The sequence below is a fragment of the Pseudochrobactrum asaccharolyticum genome (assembly GCF_003314995.1).
GTDB lineage: Bacteria > Pseudomonadota > Alphaproteobacteria > Rhizobiales > Rhizobiaceae > Pseudochrobactrum > Pseudochrobactrum asaccharolyticum.
On the sequence record NZ_QNRH01000001.1, the window covers coordinates 478,090 to 498,941 of the forward strand.

The window sequence follows — 20,852 nt, forward strand, 5'->3', positions numbered from 1 at the left end:
TCTGTTACCAGACAGAAGAAGAGACATACTCAATCTTCACACCTTCTGCTTTTGCCAAGCTAAATAAAGCACAACTACAATTTGTATGCTGTCCGATCAGCGCTATAGATGTAAAACTGTTCTAAATAGTAAATCGTACGATTTTATGTTGCGTTTGTGGCTCGTCATTATGTTGATTGAACGATCGGCAAGGCGTGAATAAAATTACGGCCCGCATAAAGCGAGCCGTAAAAACTATCTTATTTAGAATGAGATCAGAACGAATTGCCGACTTCACCCAGTGTGCGGAAGGAAATATTAAATCCGACCGAATGGGAAATCTTGTCCTGACCAGGGCTGCGTGTCTGGATATAAGCCATGGAATAAGTGAAGCACTCATCGTCATAGGCCAGACCAGATTGTGCACGCACCAGCGTGTCGGACACGATATCATAAGTACCGGAACCAAATACGCGCCAGTTTTCCTTGAAGCGGGTTGAGCCGCTCAAACTGATTTCCTGACGATTTTCAGCGTAACCATAATCAGGCTGCTTGGTGATATAAGCATATTTCACAGAAGCCTGAACAATTTGTCCGCTATGGCTGGCTTCAACCTCACCGCGTTTAACGGCCAGATTGTCTTTGTCGAAGCGACCGCGGGCAGCAAAAGCAAGGCCGGAATTATTGGACATGCCGAGCATAGCCACATAATCGGAACGCTTGCCTTCGAGACCGGAATCAGCACCGGCACCAACGAAGTCACTTTCAGCAAAGGAATTCAGACCGCCAAGCTGGAAGGACTGACCTGCCAGTCCGTGAATTGACCAGCCATTATTCATGTTACCGGAATAACGCAGACCGAGATTGGCACGTGTGCCGCCTTCAACGCGATCGTAACCGGAAAATTTGTCACGCTGGAAAAGACTGGTTGCGTCAAACACAAAGCTCTGGGCGTCTTCATTCGGCAGACGACCTGCATAAGGTTCATCATTACGCACAAAGATTTGGGCAGTCGGTTCCAGAATTTGCGTCATGCTGGTCGTTGAGAACAAGATCGGCCAGCGTACTTCAAGACCGGCTGTTGCCATGCCACGGAAAGCTTGTGAACGGATTTCATCAACCGTGTTGAATTTATCATTGCTGCTAATACCAATGGCATCGCCGCGCAGAGCGAAAAGAGGAGTGATAACCAGCCCCTGTTCAGTGATGAAAGTCCGTTTCCATTCGGCTTCCGTAGTCAGACGGGCACTGGTGCCTTTCATACCGCGAATGAAGTCACGCATGTTTCCGTTGTTGTTCAGCTGGAACACATCGGATGTCTCACGATAAATACCCTGCAGATTGCTGGTGATTGTCAGTTCACCGCCATAAACAGAGCCCGGAACCGTGTAGAGATAGTCGATGCTTGGCAGAACCCAAGGCTGTTTTGTATCAACGGCATTCGGGCTGCCATTGAGTACATCTTCCTGAACCTTGAATTTATAGAGGTTAATATCAAGGTGATTGCGACCGGATATACCGCGCAAATAAACATTCGATGTCAGTGTTTCAGAGCCGTAACCGCTGAGCTTGTAAGTGCGGCTGAAATTCTTGTCGGTCTGCGCAATCACATCCCAGCCGAAACTCCAGCGCGGATTGATTTTGAAATCACCTTTAGAGGAAACCATGGCGCGCATGCGTTCCTGAGCGTCAACTTTATCAGAGCTGAACTGACCCGGATTCGCCTGATAAATACCCGCAACACGAATATTGTAGGTGCCGTTCTCAAGGCGATGACGCCACTCGGTTTCACTCAGGAAACCCTGTTTGCTTAAAGCTGTGCCATAAGTGGTGATGTCGTAATTCGGTGCCAGATTCCAGAAATAACCACCGCGCACACCAAAGCCGAGCTCGTCTTTATACATGAAGCTCGGGAACAGAAAACCGCTCTTACGCTTGGTAGACGGATCAGCAATTTCAAATGCGGGCAGGGCAAACAGTGATTTGCCGAACATTTCAAAACGGCCGCCTTCAAAACGAACTGTTTTCTTGGTGCCGTTCCAGATAATTTTCTTGGCTTTTACCTGCCAGAGAACCGGTTTGTTCGGATCTGTGGCGCAGGCGCGACAAGCTGTGTACACGCCGTTATTAAAGGTCGTAATTTCGCCGAGGCTGCGCTCCGCGCTTTCCGCGGCAAAACGTGTGTCATCAACGGTTTCAACGCGCAGGCCGTTTACAAAGCCATCGCGGAAATCGTCAGTCACGTCCATTTCATCAGAGTAAATGCGATTGCCGTCTTTTTCGACAATTTCAACATTGCCTTTAGCGACCATGCGCTTGGTTTTCTGATTATAGACAACCTGACGCGCAACCAGACGATTGCCGTCATATTCAATCTGAACATTGCCCGCAGCAGTCACTGTATTCTGGTCGCGGTCGACAATCAGATTGTCGGCCTGCAACAGCATTTTAGCATCAGGATTGGACTGATACTGACTGCCAAACTCGCCAGAAGCCAAGCCTTCCTGACTATAGGCCATGGAAGACAGGGAAATTATTGCAGAGGTGGAAAAAATGCACGCCAGCGCAGTCCCGCGTGCGAGACGCGAGAGATACTCAGAAACTGTCGTGCGGGAGCTACTCAATCCCACTAACCATCCTCCTTATGGAGCAAAAAGGAGATTCCAAAAAATGTTGCAATCAATACCGGAACCCACGCCGCCACAAAAGGTGGCACGAATCCTGCCGTGCCAAAAGCTTTAGCAAGGACTGTGACGACATAAAGCACGAACCCGGCAACGATGCCACCCAGAATCATCGCTCCGGACTGGCCGGAACGAACAAATTTTAATGATACTGTTGCAGCAATCAGCGTCATGGCCATCAAAAGCGCAGGCAAAGCCAGTAAAGACTGGAATTGCATGTCAAATGCAGTGGCCGAAAAGCCGAAAGAACGGGCGACTTCGATTTTGCGGGGTAATTGCACAAACGGAATCGTATCGGGTGAAGAAAGTTTTTCTTCAAGGAATTCCGGCTTTAACTGAGACGGAATTTTTGTGGATAAAAGCTCTTTCGGTTCCTGACCTTCGACAATATGCGTCACATTGGTCAGGCTCCAGTAGCCTTCTTTCAATTGGGCGTCACGGGCATCAAAGCGTTCTTTGATTGTTTTGTCTTCATTGAACACAAAGAAGCTGACATCGGTCAGATGTGTGCCCTGTGCAAGAATGCCTTTGGCGCCGATAATTGTTTCCTGTCCGTCAGATTTCTGACGCAGCCACGGATCGCGCAGAGCAGTAACCTGATTAACATTACCATTTTGCCATTGTGTGCTGATTTCCAATGATTTTTCGAAACCATAGGCAGCCAGCGGATTAATGACGAATATGGTGATTAGGCCAAACAGAAAGGCGCCCAGACAGGCCGGCAACAGGAATTGCCATGCGGAAACACCGACAGAACGCGCAACAACGAGCTCATAACGACGGTTCAGCGAAATGAGGGTGGCCATTGCCGAAAATAGTGCAACAAACGGAATGATCTGTTGCATGATAAAAGGAATACGCATGGCTGAAAGTCCCAGCGCCGCCCATACCGAATAATCGGGGAGGTTGGCCAGCTTGCTAGCATTTTCAGTGAAATCAAGCAGAAGCGACAGTGCAAAAATACCCAGCAGAAAATACAGGGTTGTTTTTACATAACGCATGAAGAAATAGCGTCCGAGCGTCCAGCCGATCATGATTGACCTCCGGAAGTATTCTTGCGACCGGTAATGCGTTCAGTAATGCCGCGGAACCGGGATGCCGTTTGTTCTGAGATGTCCTGAATTTTATCTGACCATGAAGCAGGCAGGCTGAGTGAGCGTCCGCTGAACAAGATATAGAGACAGAGAGCAATCACACCAAGCGGGATCAGATACATGACGGGTATGAGGCTTGCATTTTTCTCCGCACGGTCTGACACGAAATAACCTGCCCAATAAACAACGAGTGACAGTGAAATTGCTGAAAAGGACGCAGATACACGGGCTTCACGATGGGAGCGTGCATCACCGGCCAGAACCAGTGCAATCATAGCGAAGACAAAAGGATAGATCCAGTTTGACAGACGTTTGTGCAATTCAGCGCGATATTGCAACGGTTTGGTCTGAAATGTCGGGTCATTTTTATCGGGATTCATCAGATAAGACAGGTGACGGTCTTTGGCGTAGAGCACCATATCACCGCTTGCATCGGTAAACTGGCTGAGATCAAAAGCATATTGATCGAATTTAATAATGGAAACGCTGCCCGTTTTGACATCACGGCGCTGAATCTCACCATTATTCATCAGCAGCACATCACTGCCGTTATTATTGACGATGCTGCCGTTCAGAGCATAATAGACCAGATCAATATTGGCATCGCGGGAATCGGCAATAAACATACCGCCGATGCTGCCGTCAGTATTACGCTCTGCAATCTGCACATAGAGATTGTCGGAGAGTTTGCGGAAATTGCCTTCCTGCACCACAACATTCAGCAAGTCCGCGCTCGCATTGGCGAGCATGGAACGCATATTATAGCGTGCATAGGGATCAACAAAATTCGCAACCAGAAATGAAACCACGGAAAGCATCGCCGCAAACAGCAAAATCGGACGGATCACGGCGGTGCGCGGGCTGCCGGATGCGTTGATTACCACCAGCTCAGAATCCTGATTCATGGTGGAAAGCGTCTGAGTAATCGCAATAACCAGCGCAAAAGGCATGACCAGAGGAATAACGGACGGAATAAACAGCGAGAAAAACTGAATAGCTGTTGCAAGCGACTGACCGCTGGAAGTCAGGAAGTTGATGCGCTGCAATACCTGAACAGTCCACGTAATGCCGATGGCCGCGCAGAACACGGCCAGAAACATAATCCCTACGCGGCGCAGGATGTATCGCTCAATCAGTTTCATGCGCTGAATTTACATCCTGAACCTTAGGGGCTGAACCTGTTATTATTTGCAAGATATGCAGAGTTGATGTCGCCTTATAGTGAAATAATCTTAACGCGCAAACTCTTGTCATAATCTCAGTGTCTATCATAAATCCGTCTTGGCTAAAAATAGACGAAGAAATTAGGTTAACAAAACACTTATTCGTCAGAGACGATAATTTATGGCTTGTGGTTTAGGTGGGATAGCGCCACACAATAAATAAGTTATGCGACTCTGTTTTTACCTGTTGGAGTTATTATGTCCAAAAATCCAGTCATCAAGTTCTCGAATTTTTCAGAAAAGCTGAAAGATGTCGTGATTGTTCCTGTCAGCAAAGACGGTTCGGTTGCCGCTCAGGCTGCCCATGTCGGCGGTGAAGGCTTTGTTTCCGGTCTGATTGCGAAAGCCGGTTTCAAGGGCAAGCTTGGTGCAACGCTTGAAACTTATCTCGCAGAAGGTGCGGGCGCAGAGCGTCTGGTGCTTGTTGGTATCGGTGATCCTGCCAAGCTGAAAAATGACGACTGGCTGAAAATCGGTGGCGCTGCTTTTGCCAAAATCGGCAAATCCTCAGAAGCCAATGCGATTCTCGCTGTTGAAGGTCTGGAAATTTCCGCAGAAGCGGCTGCAGACTTTGCGCTTGGTGCACAGCTGCGCGCCTATCGCTTTGATAAATATAAGACCAAGAAAAATGAAGATAAAGCAGACGCTAAAGACGTTAAGCTGACCATTCAGGTTGCTGATGCTGCAGGCGCTGAAAAAGCTTATGAAGCTGCCGCTGAAATCGGTGAAGGCGTCTTGCTGGCACGTGATCTGGTCAATGAACCGGCCAATATTCTCGGTCCTGTTGAATTTGCTGCCGAAGCAGAAAAGCTTGAAAAGCTTGGTGTAAAAATCACCATTCTCACCGAAAAAGAAATGAAAAAGCTCGGCATGGGCTCGCTGCTCGGCGTTGCTCAGGGTTCCGTTCGTCCGCCGCGTCTGGTGGTTATGGAATGGAATGGCGGCAAGGCTAAAGACAAGCCGGTTGCTTTTGTTGGTAAGGGCGTTGTGTTCGATACCGGCGGTATCTCCATCAAGCCTGCGCTGGGTATGGAAGATATGAAGGGCGATATGGGCGGCGCGGCTGCTGTTACCGGTCTGATGCGTGCACTGGCCGGTCGTAAAGCCAAGGTCAATGTGGTTGGCGTCATCGGTCTGGTAGAGAATATGCCTGACGGTAACGCACAGCGTCCGGGCGATATTGTCACAACTATGTCCGGTCAGACCATCGAAGTGATCAATACCGATGCGGAAGGCCGTTTGGTTCTGGCCGATGCGCTGTATTACACCGCGAAGACCCACAAGCCACGCTTCATGATCAATCTGGCAACACTGACCGGCGCAATCGTGATTGCTCTGGGTACACAGCATGCCGGTCTGTTCTCGAACGATGATGAACTGGCAGGTCAGTTGTTTGATGCCGGTCAGAGCAGTGGTGAAAAACTGTGGCGTCTGCCGCTGACCAAGGAATATGACAAGATTATTGATTCCAAGTTTGCGGATATGCGTAACTCGGCCGGTCGTCCTGCCGGTTCGATCACTGCGGCGCAGTTCCTCAAGCGTTTTGTCGGCGATACACCTTGGGCGCATCTGGATATTGCCGGTACCGCAATGGATTCACCTGCAAGCGACTACAATGAATCCTGGGGCTCAGGCTTTGGCGTGCGTTTGCTGGATCGTCTGGTTCGCGACCATTACGAAGCGTAATAGCATTCCAATCACGAGAAAAGCCGGTGCATTGCACCGGCTTTTTTAATGCTTGTCTTTCCGCGCTCAACATTAATTGAAGTCGCTGCGTGGATTTTTGATATGTTTTGCAGCAAGTTTTTGTTAAGATGTCACAAATAATTCATTAAGCCGCTTTGTCACCCGCAGTCATTTTCACACGGGTAAAGCCTTCTTTATCCGGATAGTCCTGTGTTCCCATCTTTTTCTTCGCGCGGTTTTATCAGCCTGACAATCGGGCTGCTGCTGATCAATGCTTTGTTCTTTTATCTTGTCACCGATCTGAACAATCTTGCGGTTGAGATGGGGGAAGAGGGGCTGCTGGAAAATCTGCAGCTGATCTATCTGGGGCTTGCAGCGCTTGCATTCCTGATCGGCGGCTTGCGCAGTGAGGGACCGGCACGCATGTTTGCTATCGGCATGTGTCTGCTGATGCTGATCTTCTTCTTCCGCGAGCTTGAGGTCGAGCCGACCGGACCGGTCAGCGGCTATATCAAATCCCATGCTTTCCGCTGGCATGAAGCGATTTTGGTGATTGGCTTTGCCGCAGTTTATATTTTCCTGCATTCTGCCTATGTGCGTCCGGTGCTGCAATTTGTGTTCAGCCGCAAAGCATGGCCGTTTTACCTGGCCGCTGCTCTGATCCTCTTTGGCGAAGTTTTCGAAAAGATGGATGGTTTTGCCTATAATGAGTTTTTTGAAGAGGTGCTGGAAAGCCTGAGCTATTTCATGCTGCTTTGCCTTGGTGTTCGCAGCATTGTTGCGGCACCTGCTCAAAAACAGAGTGTCAAAGCTGCATAATTCACAGCTTGCATAGTTTTTATGTATGAAACGGCCTGTCTGATCGACAGGCCGTTTTGTTTCTGGTTTAAGCTTTTATCCGGTGTTTTGAGATGTGAGAGGTAAGGGAAATTCTCCCTGTATTGGTCGATGGCTGAAATTCTGTTTTATCATCTGACAGAATCCGTTCTGGATGAGGCTTTGCCGGGGCTGGTTGACCGCTCGCTGGAGCGCGGCTGGCGTGTGGTGATTCAGATGACCTCGGAAGAACGACGGGAAGAACTCGACCGGCTTCTATGGACGTGGAACAATACATCCTTTCTGGCACATGGCACGGATGTGCAGCCCAATGCAGAACATCAACCAGCACTGCTCACAACCACCACAGACACTCATAACGGTGCGACTGTACGCTTTGTCGTTGAGGGGGCAGATATTGTCGGTGCGGAAAATTATGATCGTCTGGTGGTGATGTTCGACGGTCATGATGCCGCTCAGCTGACCAAAGCGCGCGAGCAGTGGAAGAGCCTGAAAGCGGCCGGCCATCAATTGACTTATTGGCAGCAGAATGCGGATCGCCGCTGGGAGAAAAAAGCATGATGCGCATTTTCTGTATTTTGCTGTTTTTGGGCGGTCTGGCGACCGGTGTGATCTGGCCATGGGCGCAACGTCATTTTGGCGGTGAGGAAATCGGCACATGGGTGCTCTATCAGCGTGAGGGCGGCTATCAGACTGCGAAGGTACAATTAAAGCCTGAAGATGCGCCGTTGCGGATCTTTGTTGATGCCAAGCCGATGCAGGGCGCTATCAGTGGTCAAAGACCGTCTGTGCTCAATCTCGCAGTCTCACGCGATGGCGTGCCGGTGCTGGCTGAACGCCTCAGCTACAGCCCGAAAAGCGGTAATGAACAGCGTGATCTTCCGCAAAGCGGCGCCGTGATCCGTCAAGACGCGAAAGATATGGAGACACTGCAAACAGGGACTTACGAGTTCAGTGTGCGGGCAGTGGAAGATGGTTTGTCGCTGACACGGGCTGATCTGGTTTTACGCCGTGGTGCGCCACCGGTTGATGAGAACTATGTCACGCTGGGCGTGGTTGTCATGGTGGCAGGTCTTTACGGATTTATGCGTTTTCGCAGACGTCCGAAAGCTTAAAATCCTTCAATAAATTAAGCCCGCCGGTTCACTGAAACGGCGGGCTTAAATTTAAACAGAGCAGAAACTGTTTTACTCGGCCATAGCCTCTTCATATTCCGCAGAATAGGTCAGCCATTTTTCTTCAGCGTCAGCCAGTTTGGTTTCCGCGGCTTTCAGATCAATGTTGAATTGCACAGCTTTCTGGGCATCCTTGGTATAAAGTTCAGGGTCTTCCAATTTGTTTTTCAGACCTTGAATCTCTTTCTGCAGTTTCTGCATTAAAGACTCGGAATCATTAATCTTTTTCTGCAGCGGCTTAAGCTGGTCACGCTTCTGTGCAGCCAGTTTACGCTGCTCAACTTTACTGAGTTTCGGCCCTTCATCAACGATAGCGACCTCCTGAACAGCCTCAACGGTGCTGTTCGGTGTGCTTTTGTCGCTGAGCACCAGTGAGCGGTAATCATCCAGATCACCGTCATAAGGTTTGACTGTACCGTTACGCACCAGCCAGAGACGATCCATGGTTGCTTCGATCAGATGGCGATCATGGGCGATGAGGATAACAGCACCTTTGAAATCATTCAGCGCGTGAACGAGTTCTTCGCGGCTGTCGATATCCAGATGGTTGGTCGGCTCATCGAGGATCAGCAGGTTCGGGCCGTGGAATGTTGCCAGCCCCATCAGCAAGCGTGCTTTTTCACCACCGGAAAGCTCTTTGGCTTTGGTGAGCATCTTTTCCGTTGCCAGTCCCATTTGCGCGACGCGGGCACGCACTTTCGCTTCCGGTGCATCCGGCATCAGCTTACGCACATGCTCGATGGCATTGTCATCCGGCACCAGATCATCCAGCTGATGCTGGGCAAAGAAAGCCACTTTCAAGGCAGGCGAAAGAGTGAGTGTGCCGCCTTCCGGTTTCAACCGTCCGGAGATCAGCTTGGCCAGCGTAGACTTACCGTTACCATTGGAACCGAGCAGGGCAATGCGGTCGTCATTATCAATACGTAATGAGAGATTGCGCAGGATCGGCTTGCCGGTTTCATAGCCGACATCGGCATTTTCCAGCGCGATGATTGGCGATGCTGCCACTTTTTCCGCTTCAGGAAATTTGAACGGCTGCACATGCTCATCATAATGCGCGGCAATCGGCTTCAGCTTTTGCAGGGCTTTCAGGCGGGACTGTGCCTGACGTGCCTTGGAAGCTTTGGCGCGGAACCGCTCTACAAAGGATTCCATGTGCTTGCGATGGGCTTCCTGCTTCACACGTTGCTTCTGTTGCAATTCCAGCATTTCGGCGCGCTGGCGCTCGAACTGGTCATAATTGCCTTTCCAGAAGGTCAGCTTTTTATTTTCCAGATGCAGAATGGAGCTGGTAGCCGAGTTCAGCAGATCACGATCATGGCTGATGATGATGACGGTGTAAGGGTAGCGCTTGATATAATCAATCAGCCACAATACGCCTTCAAGGTCGAGATAGTTGGTTGGCTCATCGAGTAGCAACAGATCAGGCTGGGCGAAGAGCACAGCCGCCAGTGCCACACGCATACGCCAGCCGCCCGAGAACGACGAGGCAGGGCGCAACTGCGCTTCCGCATCAAAGCCGAGGCCGGAAAGAATAGCACTGGCACGGGCTTCTGCTGAATGAGATTCAATATCGGCAAGGCGGATATGAATTTCAGAAATACGTGCCGGATCAGTCGCCGTTTCGGCTTCTTGCAACAGAGCCAGTCGCTCTTTATCCGCTTTCAGCACGATCTCGATCAGAGATTCCTCTGTGCCGGGGGCTTCCTGCGCAACCTGACCGATGCGGGTGTTTTTCGGAATAGAGATATCGCCGGTATCCGACGATAATTCACCGGTAATCACCTTGAATAGCGTTGATTTGCCCGTGCCGTTGCGGCCGACAAAACCGGTCTTTGAACCAGATGGCAGTGTTGCACTGCCATGGTCGATGAGGACGCGTCCGACCATGCGGACGGTTATATCATTAAGGATCAACATAGAGCGGTTTTGCACGGGATATTGCATTTGTGCAAGAGGCAAAAATGCCCGAAAGAGACAGCAAATGAGCGGAAAATATCAGACGAAGCGGCGACCGCTTTCTGATTTCTGAAAAATCATCATGTCCAGATCCGGTGCCGGATGTTTCAGCATGGTGAGTGCGGCGTGAACCTGCCCGCGATAATGGGTCTGATGATTGAACAGATGGGCAAGGGCAGGGGCAAGTCGCTGGCTGATCGTGCGCATATCGCTCATATTAAGAAACACGAAGCGGCCGGATACCTCTGCGGGAGAGAGGCCTTCCAGCCACTCCAGAATACGCGCATCTTCCTGCATACGTGCTGCACGCAAATCAGCTAAGGCCAGATAGAGAATAGCATCAGGTGTTTTAGGGGGATCACCTTCTCCGGTAAACCGTTTCATCCATAGCCGGTCATTGCCCAGCAGATGATTGAGTGTGGCGTGGATGGACTTGTAAAACAGGCCGGCATCCTGCCGGTATTCGCTTTCGCTTAAAACTGAGACACCATCAAACAGCTGTTTATTCGCCCAGCCATTATAGGCAGCAAGCATTTGAAAATGTTGCTTCATCATTCAGCTTTCTTCAAAATTTAAAGTAGCTTTATCCCGCTTGAAAAAGCAGAATCGCGGCCATCCCGTTCACACCCGTTAACTATAACCTGTCTTGGCGGTTATAGCAGGTTAAATCGCTGTATTATCAGTGCTTTGTCATTTCATTGTATTATGTAGAAGTTATGTATGGCAGTGCAGATAAAATGATGCTCAGAACGGCGAGGCCGGATTGAGCTGTCAGAAACAGAACAGGGCGCGTATTTATAGCGTTTTCAGTCGCATTTTACGGCAGATTTAATGATCTTATTTGACTGTAAATGGCTGTGAGGGTATAGAACGGCACCTTTCCTCAAAATATATACAGGACAACCAATGGCCATCGAACGTACCTTTTCCATGATCAAGCCAGATGCAACCAAGCGCAACCTGACCGGTGCAATCACCGCCAAGCTCGAAGAAGCTGGTCTGCGTGTTGTTGCTTCCAAGCGCGTATGGATGAGCAAGCGCGAAGCTGAAGGCTTCTACGCTGTGCATGCTGCACGTCCTTTCTTCGGTGAGCTGGTTGAAACCATGACTTCCGGCCCGACAATCGTTCAGGTTCTGGAAGGCGAAAACGCCATCCTGAAAAACCGCGAAGTTATGGGAGCAACCAATCCGGCAGATGCTGCTGAAGGCACAATCCGTAAAACCTTCGCTCTGTCGATCGGTGAAAACTCCGTACACGGTTCCGATGCTCCTGAAACAGCTGCTCAGGAAATCACCTACTGGTTCTCTTCGACAGAAATCGTTGGCTAATCTGATTAGCTGCTGATTTTATAGCATTTACGAGCCAAAAGCGGGTACCGGTTTTGCGTTGAATAATGCTTCAAAGAAAATGAAAAAAGCGCTGCAGTGATGCGGCGCTTTTTTTATGCGGTGTGAGTTATAAAAAAACGGGCGCTTATTCTGAATAAGCGCCCGTTGTCATAAAACTATAGAGTGAATCAGCCGTTGCTGGCGAGCCGTGCGAGTTCCTGCCCGTTATCACCCAGCAGATAGAGTTTGCCATTGCTGATATTGAACTGACGGGTCTGTTTCAGCACATCCAGAAATTTGGTTTCCTGATCCATCAATGCCGGCGGGCACTGCATGAATGTGGAGCCTATTGTGCCAAAGCTCAATGCTTCACCGGTAATTGTTGCTTTGCCAAAATAGCCGTTGCAACCGCCGGAGCCGGAAACTTCACCGGTTGGCGAAATCGACAATGTGGTCTGCGCCGTATCAATCACGCCTGCACCACGAATGTCTTCGGTCAGCCATTGGTGGTTTTCCAGTGTCAGCGGTGTCTGTACCGCAGCATTATTGCGCACATTGACAACGCGGATTTCATACGGGTTTTTGAATTGCTCCGGATTGAATTCATGCCGTGTATCATTGATGAACCATAGCGTATCACCGGCACTGATACGTGCCTGCAGCGCATAGGTATGACCTGCCTCTAGTTTGGAGGAATCAAACTTCAGTTCAAACGGAATAGGGGCGGAAGGAATAGTGGTGAGCTGCTGCTCAGCAATAATCTTCGCAGGCGCATCTGCCAAAGAGACATCCTGCAACTGCACAGTCAGCGTTGCTTCCGGCGGCAGGGCAATGCGTTCGCGATACATCACTGTACCGCGGATGCTCTTTTCAGACGCGATGCTTTGCGTTGGCATGGCCGAGGACAGGATCAAAACGCTGCCACCCAGTACGGCAAGACCGACCAGAGATGCTGCAATAATCCGCGCTTTACCAATCAACATAGTTCGTCCTGTTTGTTGTTTAGTCTGTCAGAGCACTTCTTTTGCGGAAATGATCAAGACAAACATATTAGCCGGTAATCTATTAACGGCGAATGATTAAACACAACATTGTGGTTAAGATTTAACCTTAACCGGTTTTAGTCAATATTTTTCTACGGCTTTATGCTTGGAAAAATCTTTAGTGCTATTTGTAATAACTGAATTTCTATTGCGGCATCAGTGCTAAAATCAGCAACCTGATCACAAATCAGAAAGACAATGATTCATGCTGGCATGATTGTACGGATTTTATGGTTTACTTATGGCAATGCAAGCTGCTGTGAATAATTTCATATGATTGTTAAAATCATCTAACCGCTTGTAAAAGTTTATTCTTTTTTATGGGAGAGATCAGCGTGATCAGCCCTGCGGAATGATTACTTATCCTGCCAGCGTTTTTTCAGGTTTTCGTCGCTGGCTTTGGCTTGTACCCAGGCAGATTGCGGATCGGTATCTGTGCGGGCAGGGGCTGCTAAATGCTCTTTTTTCCAGAACGGGGCATCGCTTTTCAGATAATCCATCAGAAACTCTGCCGCTTCAAACGCCGCCTGACGATGTTTGCTGGCGGTGGCGACAAAAACAATCTGCTCACCTGCCTTAATCATACCGCTGCGATGCACAATGGTAACGGCCTGTAGCGGCCAGCGTTGCAGGGCATTTTCCGCGATGCGGGTGAGTTGCGCCTCCGCCATGCCCGGATAATGTTCGAGCTCCAGCGCTAGTAGTGTTTTATTTTCATCGCGGCAATAACCGGTAAAGCTGACAATGGCGCCGATATCCGTGCGCCCGTCAGTCATGTGCGAGGTCAGAGCAGCCGCATCAAAATCATCCGTTGAGACGAGGATATACGGCTGCATGTTATTAGCCTCCGGTCATCGGAGGGAAAAGAGCAATCTCACGGGCATCAGCAAGAGGCGTATCGTGATCGACATGCTCCTGATTGATCGCGACACGAATAACATCGGCGAAACGTAAGGCTTGCGCATAGTTTTCGCCGAGACCGGTCAGATGTTTCAGGAGGTCAGACACAGTTATAACACTGTCCGGCAGGCTAAGCGTTTCTTCCTGCTTGCCGATCTGCTCCCGAACCCACGCGAAATAAACCAGTTTGACTGTCATGGCTTTGATCAGATCATGTGTTTGATACCGGCACGGAAATAATCCCAACCGGTATAGAGTGTCAGAATAGCCGATACCCAAAGCAGAACCAGTCCGGTTTCAGTGGTGTAAGGCAGGATTTTGTCACCGGCAGGGCCTGCGAGCAAAAATGCCAGCGCGATCATCTGCACAGTGGTTTTCCATTTAGCGAGCTGTGAAACCGGTACGCTGACTTTAAGATCAGCAAGATATTCACGCAGGCCTGAAACCAGAATTTCACGGCAGAGAATGATAATCGCAGCCCAGAGCGTCCAGCCGGCAATTGTACCGTCAGCGGCCAGCAGCAGCAGAATAGCGGAGACCAGCAGCTTATCGGCAATCGGATCGAGCATACGCCCGATATTCGATGTCTGTTTCCACATGCGGGCAAGATAGCCGTCAAAGAAATCGGTAATGCTGGCTGCCGCAAATAGACCAAGCGCCCACCATCTCGCGGTGTCGCTGCTCTTTAAATGGCCTTCCAGAAAAAAGCACAGAACCACAAGTGGCACAGCAACGATACGTGCATATGTAAGGATGTTGGGCAGTGATAATGTGTGTTTACTCATAGTCCTCTGAAATCCGCCTGAAATTCGCTCGAAATCCGCATTCCGGAAAGACACCGGCCAAGGCCATTGTCGGGAGAAATCGAACCCTGAGGTTCATATTAGTGCAATTATTCAGAGACTGCCTTCGCTCATAGAACCAAGGCCGTACTCTCAGATTTATGCTATACGACAAATCATTGTCAGCTGGTTACCATCAATCCCGCTATAGGCTAAAAAGCAACCGCCTGACTGTATTTAAAAGCCTTATTATGTGTATATTGCGTCAGATAACCCATTATTGATCACGGAAGTGGTCATAAATGGTTTGCGCCAACGCTTCCGAGATACCTTCCACTTTACGCAGATCAGCGAGAGCTGCGCCCGCAACGGCTTTTGCCGTGCCGAATTCATGCAGCAAAGCGCGCTTGCGTGAAGGGCCGATACCACCGATCTCATCCAGCGGACTTTTAATCATTTCTTTTTTACGTTTTGCCCGATGGGTGCCGATGGCAAAGCGGTGTGCCTCATCGCGCATACGCTGGATGAAATATAAAACCGGATCGCGCGGCGGCAGCGTAAAGGACGGTTTGCCGCTGACAAAGAACCGCTCACGTCCTGCTTCACGGTCAACGCCCTTGGCGATACCGATGGAGATAACCTTATCATTGATGCCAAGCTGGGTGAGGATATCGCGCACGGCGCCGACCTGTCCCTGACCACCATCGATCAGAATAACATCCGGCCATGCCGGGAAGCTGTCATCCGCAATCTCCTCAGCATCTGTTTCACCTTCAGTGAGCGCTTTGGGAGCCTGTGTTTCCAGTTCATTCATATGGTCTTTGATCAGGCGGCCAAAGCGGCGTTCGATCACTTCACGCATCATGCCAAAGTCATCGCCCGGTGTAATATCGGTCGAGCGGATATTGAACTTGCGATATTGGTTTTTAACAAACCCTTCCTGTCCGGCAACGATCATGCCGCCGACCGCATTGGTACCCATAATATGGGAGTTATCGTAAACCTCGATGCGCCGCGGAACAAACGGCAGTTCAAAGGTTTCTGCCATTGCCTTGAGCAGTCTCGCCTGTGAGGATGTTTCAGCAAGTCGGCGCCCCAGCGTTTCGCGGGCATTGGTCATGGCATGATCGACGAGATCTTTCTTTTCACCACGCTGCGGTACATTGATCGTCACGCGGCGACCGGCAGAGGCCGACAGCGCTTCACCAAGCAGTTCCTTCTCTTCGACATTCTCTGAGAGCAGGATCAGCTGCGGGCAGGGTTTGTTATCGTAAAACTGGGTGATGAAAGCGCCAAGCACTTCCGCAGCCGACAGGGACGGATCAGCTTTCGGGAAATAAGCGCGGTTGCCCCAGTTCTGGCCGGTGCGGAAGAAGAAGACCTGAATACAGGCCAGCCCGCCTTCCTGATGAATGGCAAACACATCTGCCTCGTCCACGGTCTGCGGGTTGATGCCCTGATGGGACTGAATATGCGACAGCGCAGAGAGGCGGTCACGGAATATCGCCGCGCGTTCAAAATCCAGTTCTTCCGAGGCTGCCGTCATGGCATCGCGCATTTGTTGCTGCACGGCTTTGCTGCGGCCTGAGAGAAAGGCTTTAGCCTCACGCACCAGACCTGCATAATCCTCATCGCTGATTTCCTGCGTGCAGGGGCCTGAACAGCGTTTGATCTGATGCAGCAGGCAAGGGCGCGTGCGGCTTTCAAACATGGAATCGGCGCAGCTGCGCAGCAGGAAAGCACGTTCAAGCACGCTGATGGTACGTGTTACCGCGCCAGCAGATGCGAAAGGGCCGTAATATTCGCCTTTACGCGAGCGGGCACCGCGATGTTTGAAAATGCCGGGTGCGCGGGTATCGCCGGAAATCAGAATATAGGGAAAAGACTTATCATCCCGAAGCAACACGTTAAAACGCGGGCGTAAACGCTTGATCAGATTCGCTTCCAGCAGCAGCGCCTCTGTTTCGGTACGGGTGACAACAAATTCCATTGTTGTCGTTTCGCGGATCATACGGGCAATACGATTACTGTGTCCCTGACCGCGCGCATAATTGCTGACGCGTTTTTTCAGACTCTTGGCTTTACCGACATACAGCACATCGCCTTCGCCATTGAACATGCGATAGACGCCGGGGCTGTTCGGCAGTTTTTTCACAAAAGCATTGATGACATCAGGACCACTCAGGTTCTGTGTGGAGGCATCAAATTCATCCAGCGCAGAATCCCAGCGGATATTGCTGGCCAGCTCCGCGGCCGAACTGGTTTCCTCGGTAAAACCTTCGTCGTCGTCACCACTATCATTGCTCAGCAGGATATCTTCTTCCGTGTCATTCTCAGGAAGTGCAATATCCGTACTGTTCATGCTGTTTGTCATTCCGAAATACCTGCAATATCCGGCGTTTCCCATGCCAGATGCTGTCCGCCGTCCAGTGCAATCATTTGTCCGGTGACGGAGCGTGTTTTCCACAGATAGTCAATCGTGGTGGCAAATTCATCCAGCAGCGGTGCTTTTTTTAATAACACGGCATCAACCTGTTTTTCAAAATCACCTGGCTGTTGTCTTTCGCTTGGCAAGGTCGGCCCCGGTGCAATGGCATTGACGCGGATAGCGGGAGCGAGTGCCTGAGCCAGTGTGCGTGTTGCAGTCCAGAGTGCGGTTTTCGACAGGGTATAGGAGATGAATTGCGGGTTGAGCTTTTGTACACGCTGATCGGTGATATTGATGATCAGCCCTTGCTTATCTTCCGGCAGAGCCTCTGCCATGGCCTGCGCCAGAAAGACCGGCGCTTTGACATGCACTGCAAAATGGCGATCCCAGAGATCATGGGTGAGGGAGCCGATACGGTCATCCTCAAAGACGGAAGCATTATTGACCAGCAGTTCGATAGAGCCAAAAGGCTGTGAAGCCTGCTCCATCAGGCTCGCGACCTGTTTATCGTCTGAGAGGTCTGCGGATACAACAGCCGCTTTGCCGCCCTTGTCGCGGATACGCTGCGCCAGTGTCTCTGCCTGTGTGGTTGACCGATTGCAGTGAATAATAACCGGATAGCCGCGTGCGGCCAGATCCTGCGCAATATGGCTGCCAATACGCTTTGCACCACCGGTAATCAGGGTGACAGGTAAGACCTCAGACACAGTCCGCATGGCAGTCATTGGGCGCAGGCTCCTTAAGCGTTGTACGATAGACTGTTATGTATCCGTCATTGTTGCGAAAGCAAATCAGCGGTTATGAATAATTCTATCACGGATCAGATTATTTTGCCGCACTGACGTAAAAAAGCGCACAGCCAGACACAGTTTTCGGTTGAGAATCGCATTGCAGATTCTGAGCGCTGAAAAACTCAGAAACAGCATGTGCTCACGACGGGAAATACGATCCTGCGCTGCCGGATTGTTTATGAGAGACATGCAGTAATTTCTTACGATAGAAAAGAAAAAATAAAGAAATGATGTGAGGCATAAATTATTTTATTATTTAAAGTAGGTAGTTGATTTAAAATAGAATGTTGTAAATTTGTACCATTGCATTTCCTTCATTTTATTGTCGTATTTTGATCTTGTTTTTGAGTTTTAGACAGTGTTGATCTGTGTTGCCTGCCTTTGCATGAGCAGCTTAATGCAGGAATAAACTGCGCCGTAATTATTGGAATGCTTGTTATCGTTTCAGGCGCTGATTTTTTAAATATATATTGTTAGGAAATATTATGACGCATTTTAAAACTCTGGCTTTGATGTCCGCGGCTTTAATGCCTGTAGCTGTTCCGGCTTTTGCTGCTGATGCAATCGGTGCGCTACCAATGGAGCCGGTGCCGGTTGTACAGACTGCGCCACAGAATAATTGGGAAGGTGGTTATATCGGTGGCTATCTTGGAGGTGCTATAAACACTTCCAAAAACGACTTTTCTGATAGTACGGGAAAAAAAGGTAGCGTGAAGCTAGGCGGTTATGCAGGCTGGAACTTTCAAAACGACAATATCGTTTATGGTGTTGAAGGCGATGCCGGTTACAATACTGTTAAAGAAAAAGATGACGAATTGAGCGTTAAGGGTGGTTTTGAAGGTTCCCTTCGTACACGTTTAGGTTATGACATGGGAACCGTCATGCCTTACATAACAGCCGGTGTTGCCGGAGCGCAATTTAGCGCTAAAACGCCTACAGATAGCGTAAAACAGTTTCGTGTTGGCTGGACCGCCGGTGTTGGTGCGGAAACTATGCTGACAGAAAAAGTCAGTGCCCGTCTGGAGTACCGTTTTGCAGATTTTGGTAAAAAAGATGTTCGATTAGACAATGAAGTCTTTTCAGGTACCAAACTCCAGAGCCACGATATCCGTGTTGGCGTTGGTTACAAGTTCTGAAGGGCACTGAATAGTCGCAGATTCGCTTCTAGCCATTCGGTTGAGAAAAAGCGTCGTCGCTTTATCGCGGTGCCGCCGGTCGGTAAAATGCGAATATTGAGGCTTAGTTAAGCTATGATGAAGAAGGTCGGGTAATCCCGGCCTTCTTTTTTGTTTTGAGATAAGATTATATATTTAATATCAATAGGTTATCTATTTTTGAAGCGAATTTTCCGTGAAAATCCATGTCACTTTTCAGACATAATAAGGCCGGTTTTTTTCCACGGTGCTGCATTTCTGCTGCCGCAATCAGGAGTCATCTTTTGCTGTGTCAGGCAATCTTCTTTCTCTGAAACGAAAATGAGGAAAGAAGGTGTCTGGAGCATTCAGTTTTATCTGCGGCTTTAGAGAGCGGAGGTAAGCTGAAAGACAGTTTTATAAATTTATAAGGACAACCTGTATGCGTATTATCAAATCTATGGCACTTGCATCTGTTGCGCTGTTGCCGCTCTCGGCTACAGCTTTTGCCGCTGATGCGATTCAACCGCAGACATATGAGCCAGTTGCACCAGTTGTTGATGTTGCTCCTCAGAGCAGCTGGGCAGGCGGTTATACCGGTCTTTATCTCGGCTATGGTATCAATAAATATAAAACCGATACCGGCCTTGGCGATCTGAAAGACAATAATGCCAAATTCGGCGGTTATGCTGGTTGGAACTTCCAGAACGACAATATTGTCTACGGTCTTGAAGGTGATGCCGGTTATAACTGGGCGAAAAAAGAAAAGCTCGGCGTAACAGCGAAAAGCGGTTTTGACGGCTCGCTGCGTGCCCGTCTCGGTGTCGATATGGGACCGGTTATGCCTTACGTAACCGCCGGTGTGGCCGGTACGCAGGTTAAGTTCTCTGATGCAACCTCGTCGGAAGATAAGTTCCGCGTGGGCTGGACAGCCGGTGCCGGTGCAGAAACCTTCCTGACACAGAATGTAACAGCGCGTCTGGAATATCGCTACACCGATTTCGGTAAGAAAGACTTCCAGCTGAACAGTGGTACTGTCAGTGATGGCGGTCTCCAGAGCCACGATATCCGTCTGGGTGTCGGCTACAAGTTCTGATGAAAAAAGCCGGGAAGCAATTCCCGGCTTTTTCTTTATGCTGTAACTATTGGTTTTTACGCATTATCCGACGCAAAACCGGTTCCCACTTTTGCTGGAACCGCTGTAACTCAGGCAGCTTTCGGCAATTGAGCAGCCAGTTCCGGATGCAGTTCTGCAAAACGCTTGAACCAGCGTTTCAGTTTCGGACGACCGCGTTCCCAGCCATTACCAAAACGCAGATTGAGATAGCCAAGTGTTGAAGCAATTGCGATATGACCGGTATGAATTTTAGCGCCGATACGCGGAGCTGTTTCATTGAGCAGGTCAAGCGCGCGTTCTGCTTTTCTCCAATGCCAGTCGAGGATCGGCTGATGCACGATTTCTTCCGGACGTTTGATACGCTCATAAACATGAGCAACCAGTGCATCTGCCAGACCATCAGCAAGTGATTCAAATTTCTCCGCATCCAGACGTTTCTCAGCATTGCGCGGAAACAGCTTGTTGCCGGAGATACGGTTGAGATACTGAGTGATGACACGGCTGTCAAAAACCGCTTTGCCTTCCGGCGTAACCAGTGTCGGGATTTTACCCAGCGGATTAGCGGCAAGCAATTCTGCCGGTTCGTCGCTGGTAACAACAATATGTTTTTCTAGTTCAATACCGGCATAAAGCGCTGCAAGACGCACTTTGGCACTGAAAGGTGAGGCAGGCGAAGTATAAAGCTTGTGCAT

General features: G+C 49.7%; 19 protein-coding genes. 7 read left to right on the forward strand and 12 right to left on the reverse strand.

Features of this window, described 5'->3' with window-relative positions; genetic code table 11:
• Positions 1-254: 254 nt before the first annotated feature.
• The 3 genes from DFR47_RS02145 to lptF are packed head-to-tail and all read right to left on the reverse strand — an operon-like array spanning position 255 to position 4,899.
• A complete protein-coding gene (locus DFR47_RS02145; RefSeq protein ID WP_113942751.1) occupies positions 255-2,609 on the reverse strand; it encodes an LPS-assembly protein LptD in 2,355 nt (784 codons plus the stop codon).
• Positions 2,609-3,697 (reverse strand): LPS export ABC transporter permease LptG, encoded by a 1,089-nt coding sequence (gene lptG, locus DFR47_RS02150; protein WP_113942752.1) that lies wholly within the window; start codon positions 3,695-3,697, stop codon positions 2,609-2,611. Before lptG ends, DFR47_RS02145 begins: the two co-directional genes overlap by 1 nt.
• Positions 3,694-4,899: an LPS export ABC transporter permease LptF gene (gene lptF / locus DFR47_RS02155; RefSeq protein WP_113942753.1), complete on the reverse strand. Its 1,206-nt coding sequence runs from the start codon at positions 4,897-4,899 to the stop codon at positions 3,694-3,696. The genes lptG and lptF overlap by 4 nt, the downstream gene beginning before the upstream one ends.
• Positions 4,900-5,178: 279 nt before the next feature.
• On the opposite strand from lptF, the gene DFR47_RS02160 reads away from it, so the two are divergent.
• From DFR47_RS02160 to DFR47_RS02175, 4 genes are all read left to right on the forward strand, one after another.
• Positions 5,179-6,666 (forward strand): leucyl aminopeptidase, encoded by a 1,488-nt coding sequence (locus DFR47_RS02160; RefSeq protein ID WP_113942754.1) that lies wholly within the window; start codon positions 5,179-5,181, stop codon positions 6,664-6,666.
• 210 nt (positions 6,667-6,876) lie between these two features.
• Complete coding sequence (locus DFR47_RS02165; RefSeq protein WP_113942755.1) at positions 6,877-7,485, forward strand: hypothetical protein; 609 nt, start codon at positions 6,877-6,879, stop codon at positions 7,483-7,485.
• A gap of 129 nt (positions 7,486-7,614) precedes the next feature.
• Complete coding sequence (locus tag DFR47_RS02170; protein ID WP_113942756.1) at positions 7,615-8,064, forward strand: DNA polymerase III subunit chi; 450 nt, start codon at positions 7,615-7,617, stop codon at positions 8,062-8,064.
• Positions 8,061-8,618, forward strand: a complete 558-nt coding sequence (locus tag DFR47_RS02175; protein ID WP_113942757.1) for a hypothetical protein — start codon at positions 8,061-8,063, stop codon at positions 8,616-8,618. The genes DFR47_RS02170 and DFR47_RS02175 overlap by 4 nt, the downstream gene beginning before the upstream one ends.
• A gap of 72 nt (positions 8,619-8,690) precedes the next feature.
• Here DFR47_RS02175 and DFR47_RS02180 read toward each other — a convergent pair whose 3' ends face one another.
• Together DFR47_RS02180 and DFR47_RS02185 are read right to left on the reverse strand one after the other, a co-directional pair.
• Positions 8,691-10,598, reverse strand: a complete 1,908-nt coding sequence (locus tag DFR47_RS02180) for an ABC-F family ATP-binding cassette domain-containing protein (RefSeq protein ID WP_113942758.1) — start codon at positions 10,596-10,598, stop codon at positions 8,691-8,693.
• Between the two features lie 78 nt (positions 10,599-10,676).
• Entirely contained in the window at positions 10,677-11,189 is a 513-nt protein-coding gene (locus tag DFR47_RS02185; RefSeq protein WP_113943192.1) for a DinB family protein, read from the reverse strand.
• 354 nt (positions 11,190-11,543) lie between these two features.
• On the opposite strand from DFR47_RS02185, the gene ndk reads away from it, so the two are divergent.
• Positions 11,544-11,966 (forward strand): nucleoside-diphosphate kinase, encoded by a 423-nt coding sequence (ndk, locus tag DFR47_RS02190; protein ID WP_075654638.1) that lies wholly within the window; start codon positions 11,544-11,546, stop codon positions 11,964-11,966.
• 188 nt (positions 11,967-12,154) lie between these two features.
• Here the strand turns inward: ndk and DFR47_RS02195 are convergent, their stop codons facing one another.
• From DFR47_RS02195 to DFR47_RS02220, 6 genes are all read right to left on the reverse strand, one after another.
• Complete coding sequence (locus tag DFR47_RS02195) at positions 12,155-12,949, reverse strand: YbaY family lipoprotein (RefSeq protein ID WP_113942759.1); 795 nt, start codon at positions 12,947-12,949, stop codon at positions 12,155-12,157.
• Positions 12,950-13,365: 416 nt separating this feature from the next.
• On the reverse strand, positions 13,366-13,845 hold the full coding sequence (locus DFR47_RS02200) for a molybdenum cofactor biosynthesis protein MoaE (protein WP_113942760.1): 480 nt from the start codon (positions 13,843-13,845) through the stop codon (positions 13,366-13,368).
• 4 nt (positions 13,846-13,849) lie between these two features.
• Positions 13,850-14,107, reverse strand: a complete 258-nt coding sequence (gene moaD, locus DFR47_RS02205) for a molybdopterin converting factor subunit 1 (protein ID WP_113942761.1) — start codon at positions 14,105-14,107, stop codon at positions 13,850-13,852.
• A gap of 8 nt (positions 14,108-14,115) precedes the next feature.
• A complete protein-coding gene (pgsA, locus tag DFR47_RS02210; RefSeq protein WP_113942762.1) occupies positions 14,116-14,694 on the reverse strand; it encodes a CDP-diacylglycerol--glycerol-3-phosphate 3-phosphatidyltransferase in 579 nt (192 codons plus the stop codon).
• Positions 14,695-14,968: 274 nt separating this feature from the next.
• Positions 14,969-17,065, reverse strand: a complete 2,097-nt coding sequence (uvrC, locus tag DFR47_RS02215) for an excinuclease ABC subunit UvrC (RefSeq protein WP_113942763.1) — start codon at positions 17,063-17,065, stop codon at positions 14,969-14,971.
• Positions 17,062-17,844 carry an SDR family oxidoreductase gene (locus tag DFR47_RS02220; protein ID WP_113942764.1) on the reverse strand — a complete coding sequence of 261 codons (783 nt, stop codon included), beginning with the start codon at positions 17,842-17,844 and terminating at the stop codon, positions 17,062-17,064. Before DFR47_RS02220 ends, uvrC begins: the two co-directional genes overlap by 4 nt.
• Before the next feature lie 551 nt (positions 17,845-18,395).
• On the opposite strand from DFR47_RS02220, the gene DFR47_RS02230 reads away from it, so the two are divergent.
• Together DFR47_RS02230 and DFR47_RS02235 are read left to right on the forward strand one after the other, a co-directional pair.
• Entirely contained in the window at positions 18,396-19,046 is a 651-nt protein-coding gene (locus DFR47_RS02230; protein WP_113942766.1) for an outer membrane protein, read from the forward strand.
• Between the two features lie 439 nt (positions 19,047-19,485).
• On the forward strand, positions 19,486-20,139 hold the full coding sequence (locus DFR47_RS02235) for an outer membrane protein (protein WP_113942767.1): 654 nt from the start codon (positions 19,486-19,488) through the stop codon (positions 20,137-20,139).
• Between the two features lie 110 nt (positions 20,140-20,249).
• Here DFR47_RS02235 and DFR47_RS02240 read toward each other — a convergent pair whose 3' ends face one another.
• Positions 20,250-20,852: a glutathione S-transferase family protein gene (locus tag DFR47_RS02240; protein ID WP_113942768.1), complete on the reverse strand. Its 603-nt coding sequence runs from the start codon at positions 20,850-20,852 to the stop codon at positions 20,250-20,252.

Bases quoted from the DNA above. Each gene is read 5' to 3' on its own strand.
- DFR47_RS02230 (WP_113942766.1), top strand. From the start codon at position 18,396: ATGACGCATTTTAAAACTCTGGCTTTGATGTCCGCGGCTTTAATGCCT.
- DFR47_RS02160 (WP_113942754.1), top strand. From the start codon at position 5,179: ATGTCCAAAAATCCAGTCATCAAGTTCTCGAATTTTTCAGAAAAGCTG.
- pgsA (WP_113942762.1), bottom strand. From the start codon at position 14,694: ATGAGTAAACACACATTATCACTGCCCAACATCCTTACATATGCACGT.
- lptF (WP_113942753.1), bottom strand. From the start codon at position 4,899: ATGAAACTGATTGAGCGATACATCCTGCGCCGCGTAGGGATTATGTTT.
- DFR47_RS02185 (WP_113943192.1), bottom strand. From the start codon at position 11,189: ATGAAGCAACATTTTCAAATGCTTGCTGCCTATAATGGCTGGGCGAAT.
- DFR47_RS02175 (WP_113942757.1), top strand. From the start codon at position 8,061: ATGATGCGCATTTTCTGTATTTTGCTGTTTTTGGGCGGTCTGGCGACC.
- DFR47_RS02235 (WP_113942767.1), top strand. From the start codon at position 19,486: ATGCGTATTATCAAATCTATGGCACTTGCATCTGTTGCGCTGTTGCCG.
- DFR47_RS02180 (WP_113942758.1), bottom strand. From the start codon at position 10,598: ATGTTGATCCTTAATGATATAACCGTCCGCATGGTCGGACGCGTCCTC.
- DFR47_RS02200 (WP_113942760.1), bottom strand. From the start codon at position 13,845: ATGCAGCCGTATATCCTCGTCTCAACGGATGATTTTGATGCGGCTGCT.
- DFR47_RS02195 (WP_113942759.1), bottom strand. From the start codon at position 12,949: ATGTTGATTGGTAAAGCGCGGATTATTGCAGCATCTCTGGTCGGTCTT.
- uvrC (WP_113942763.1), bottom strand. From the start codon at position 17,065: ATGACAAACAGCATGAACAGTACGGATATTGCACTTCCTGAGAATGAC.
- DFR47_RS02220 (WP_113942764.1), bottom strand. From the start codon at position 17,844: ATGACTGCCATGCGGACTGTGTCTGAGGTCTTACCTGTCACCCTGATT.
- moaD (WP_113942761.1), bottom strand. From the start codon at position 14,107: ATGACAGTCAAACTGGTTTATTTCGCGTGGGTTCGGGAGCAGATCGGC.
- lptG (WP_113942752.1), bottom strand. From the start codon at position 3,697: ATGATCGGCTGGACGCTCGGACGCTATTTCTTCATGCGTTATGTAAAA.
- DFR47_RS02240 (WP_113942768.1), bottom strand. From the start codon at position 20,852: ATGCACAAGCTTTATACTTCGCCTGCCTCACCTTTCAGTGCCAAAGTG.
- ndk (WP_075654638.1), top strand. From the start codon at position 11,544: ATGGCCATCGAACGTACCTTTTCCATGATCAAGCCAGATGCAACCAAG.
- DFR47_RS02170 (WP_113942756.1), top strand. From the start codon at position 7,615: ATGGCTGAAATTCTGTTTTATCATCTGACAGAATCCGTTCTGGATGAG.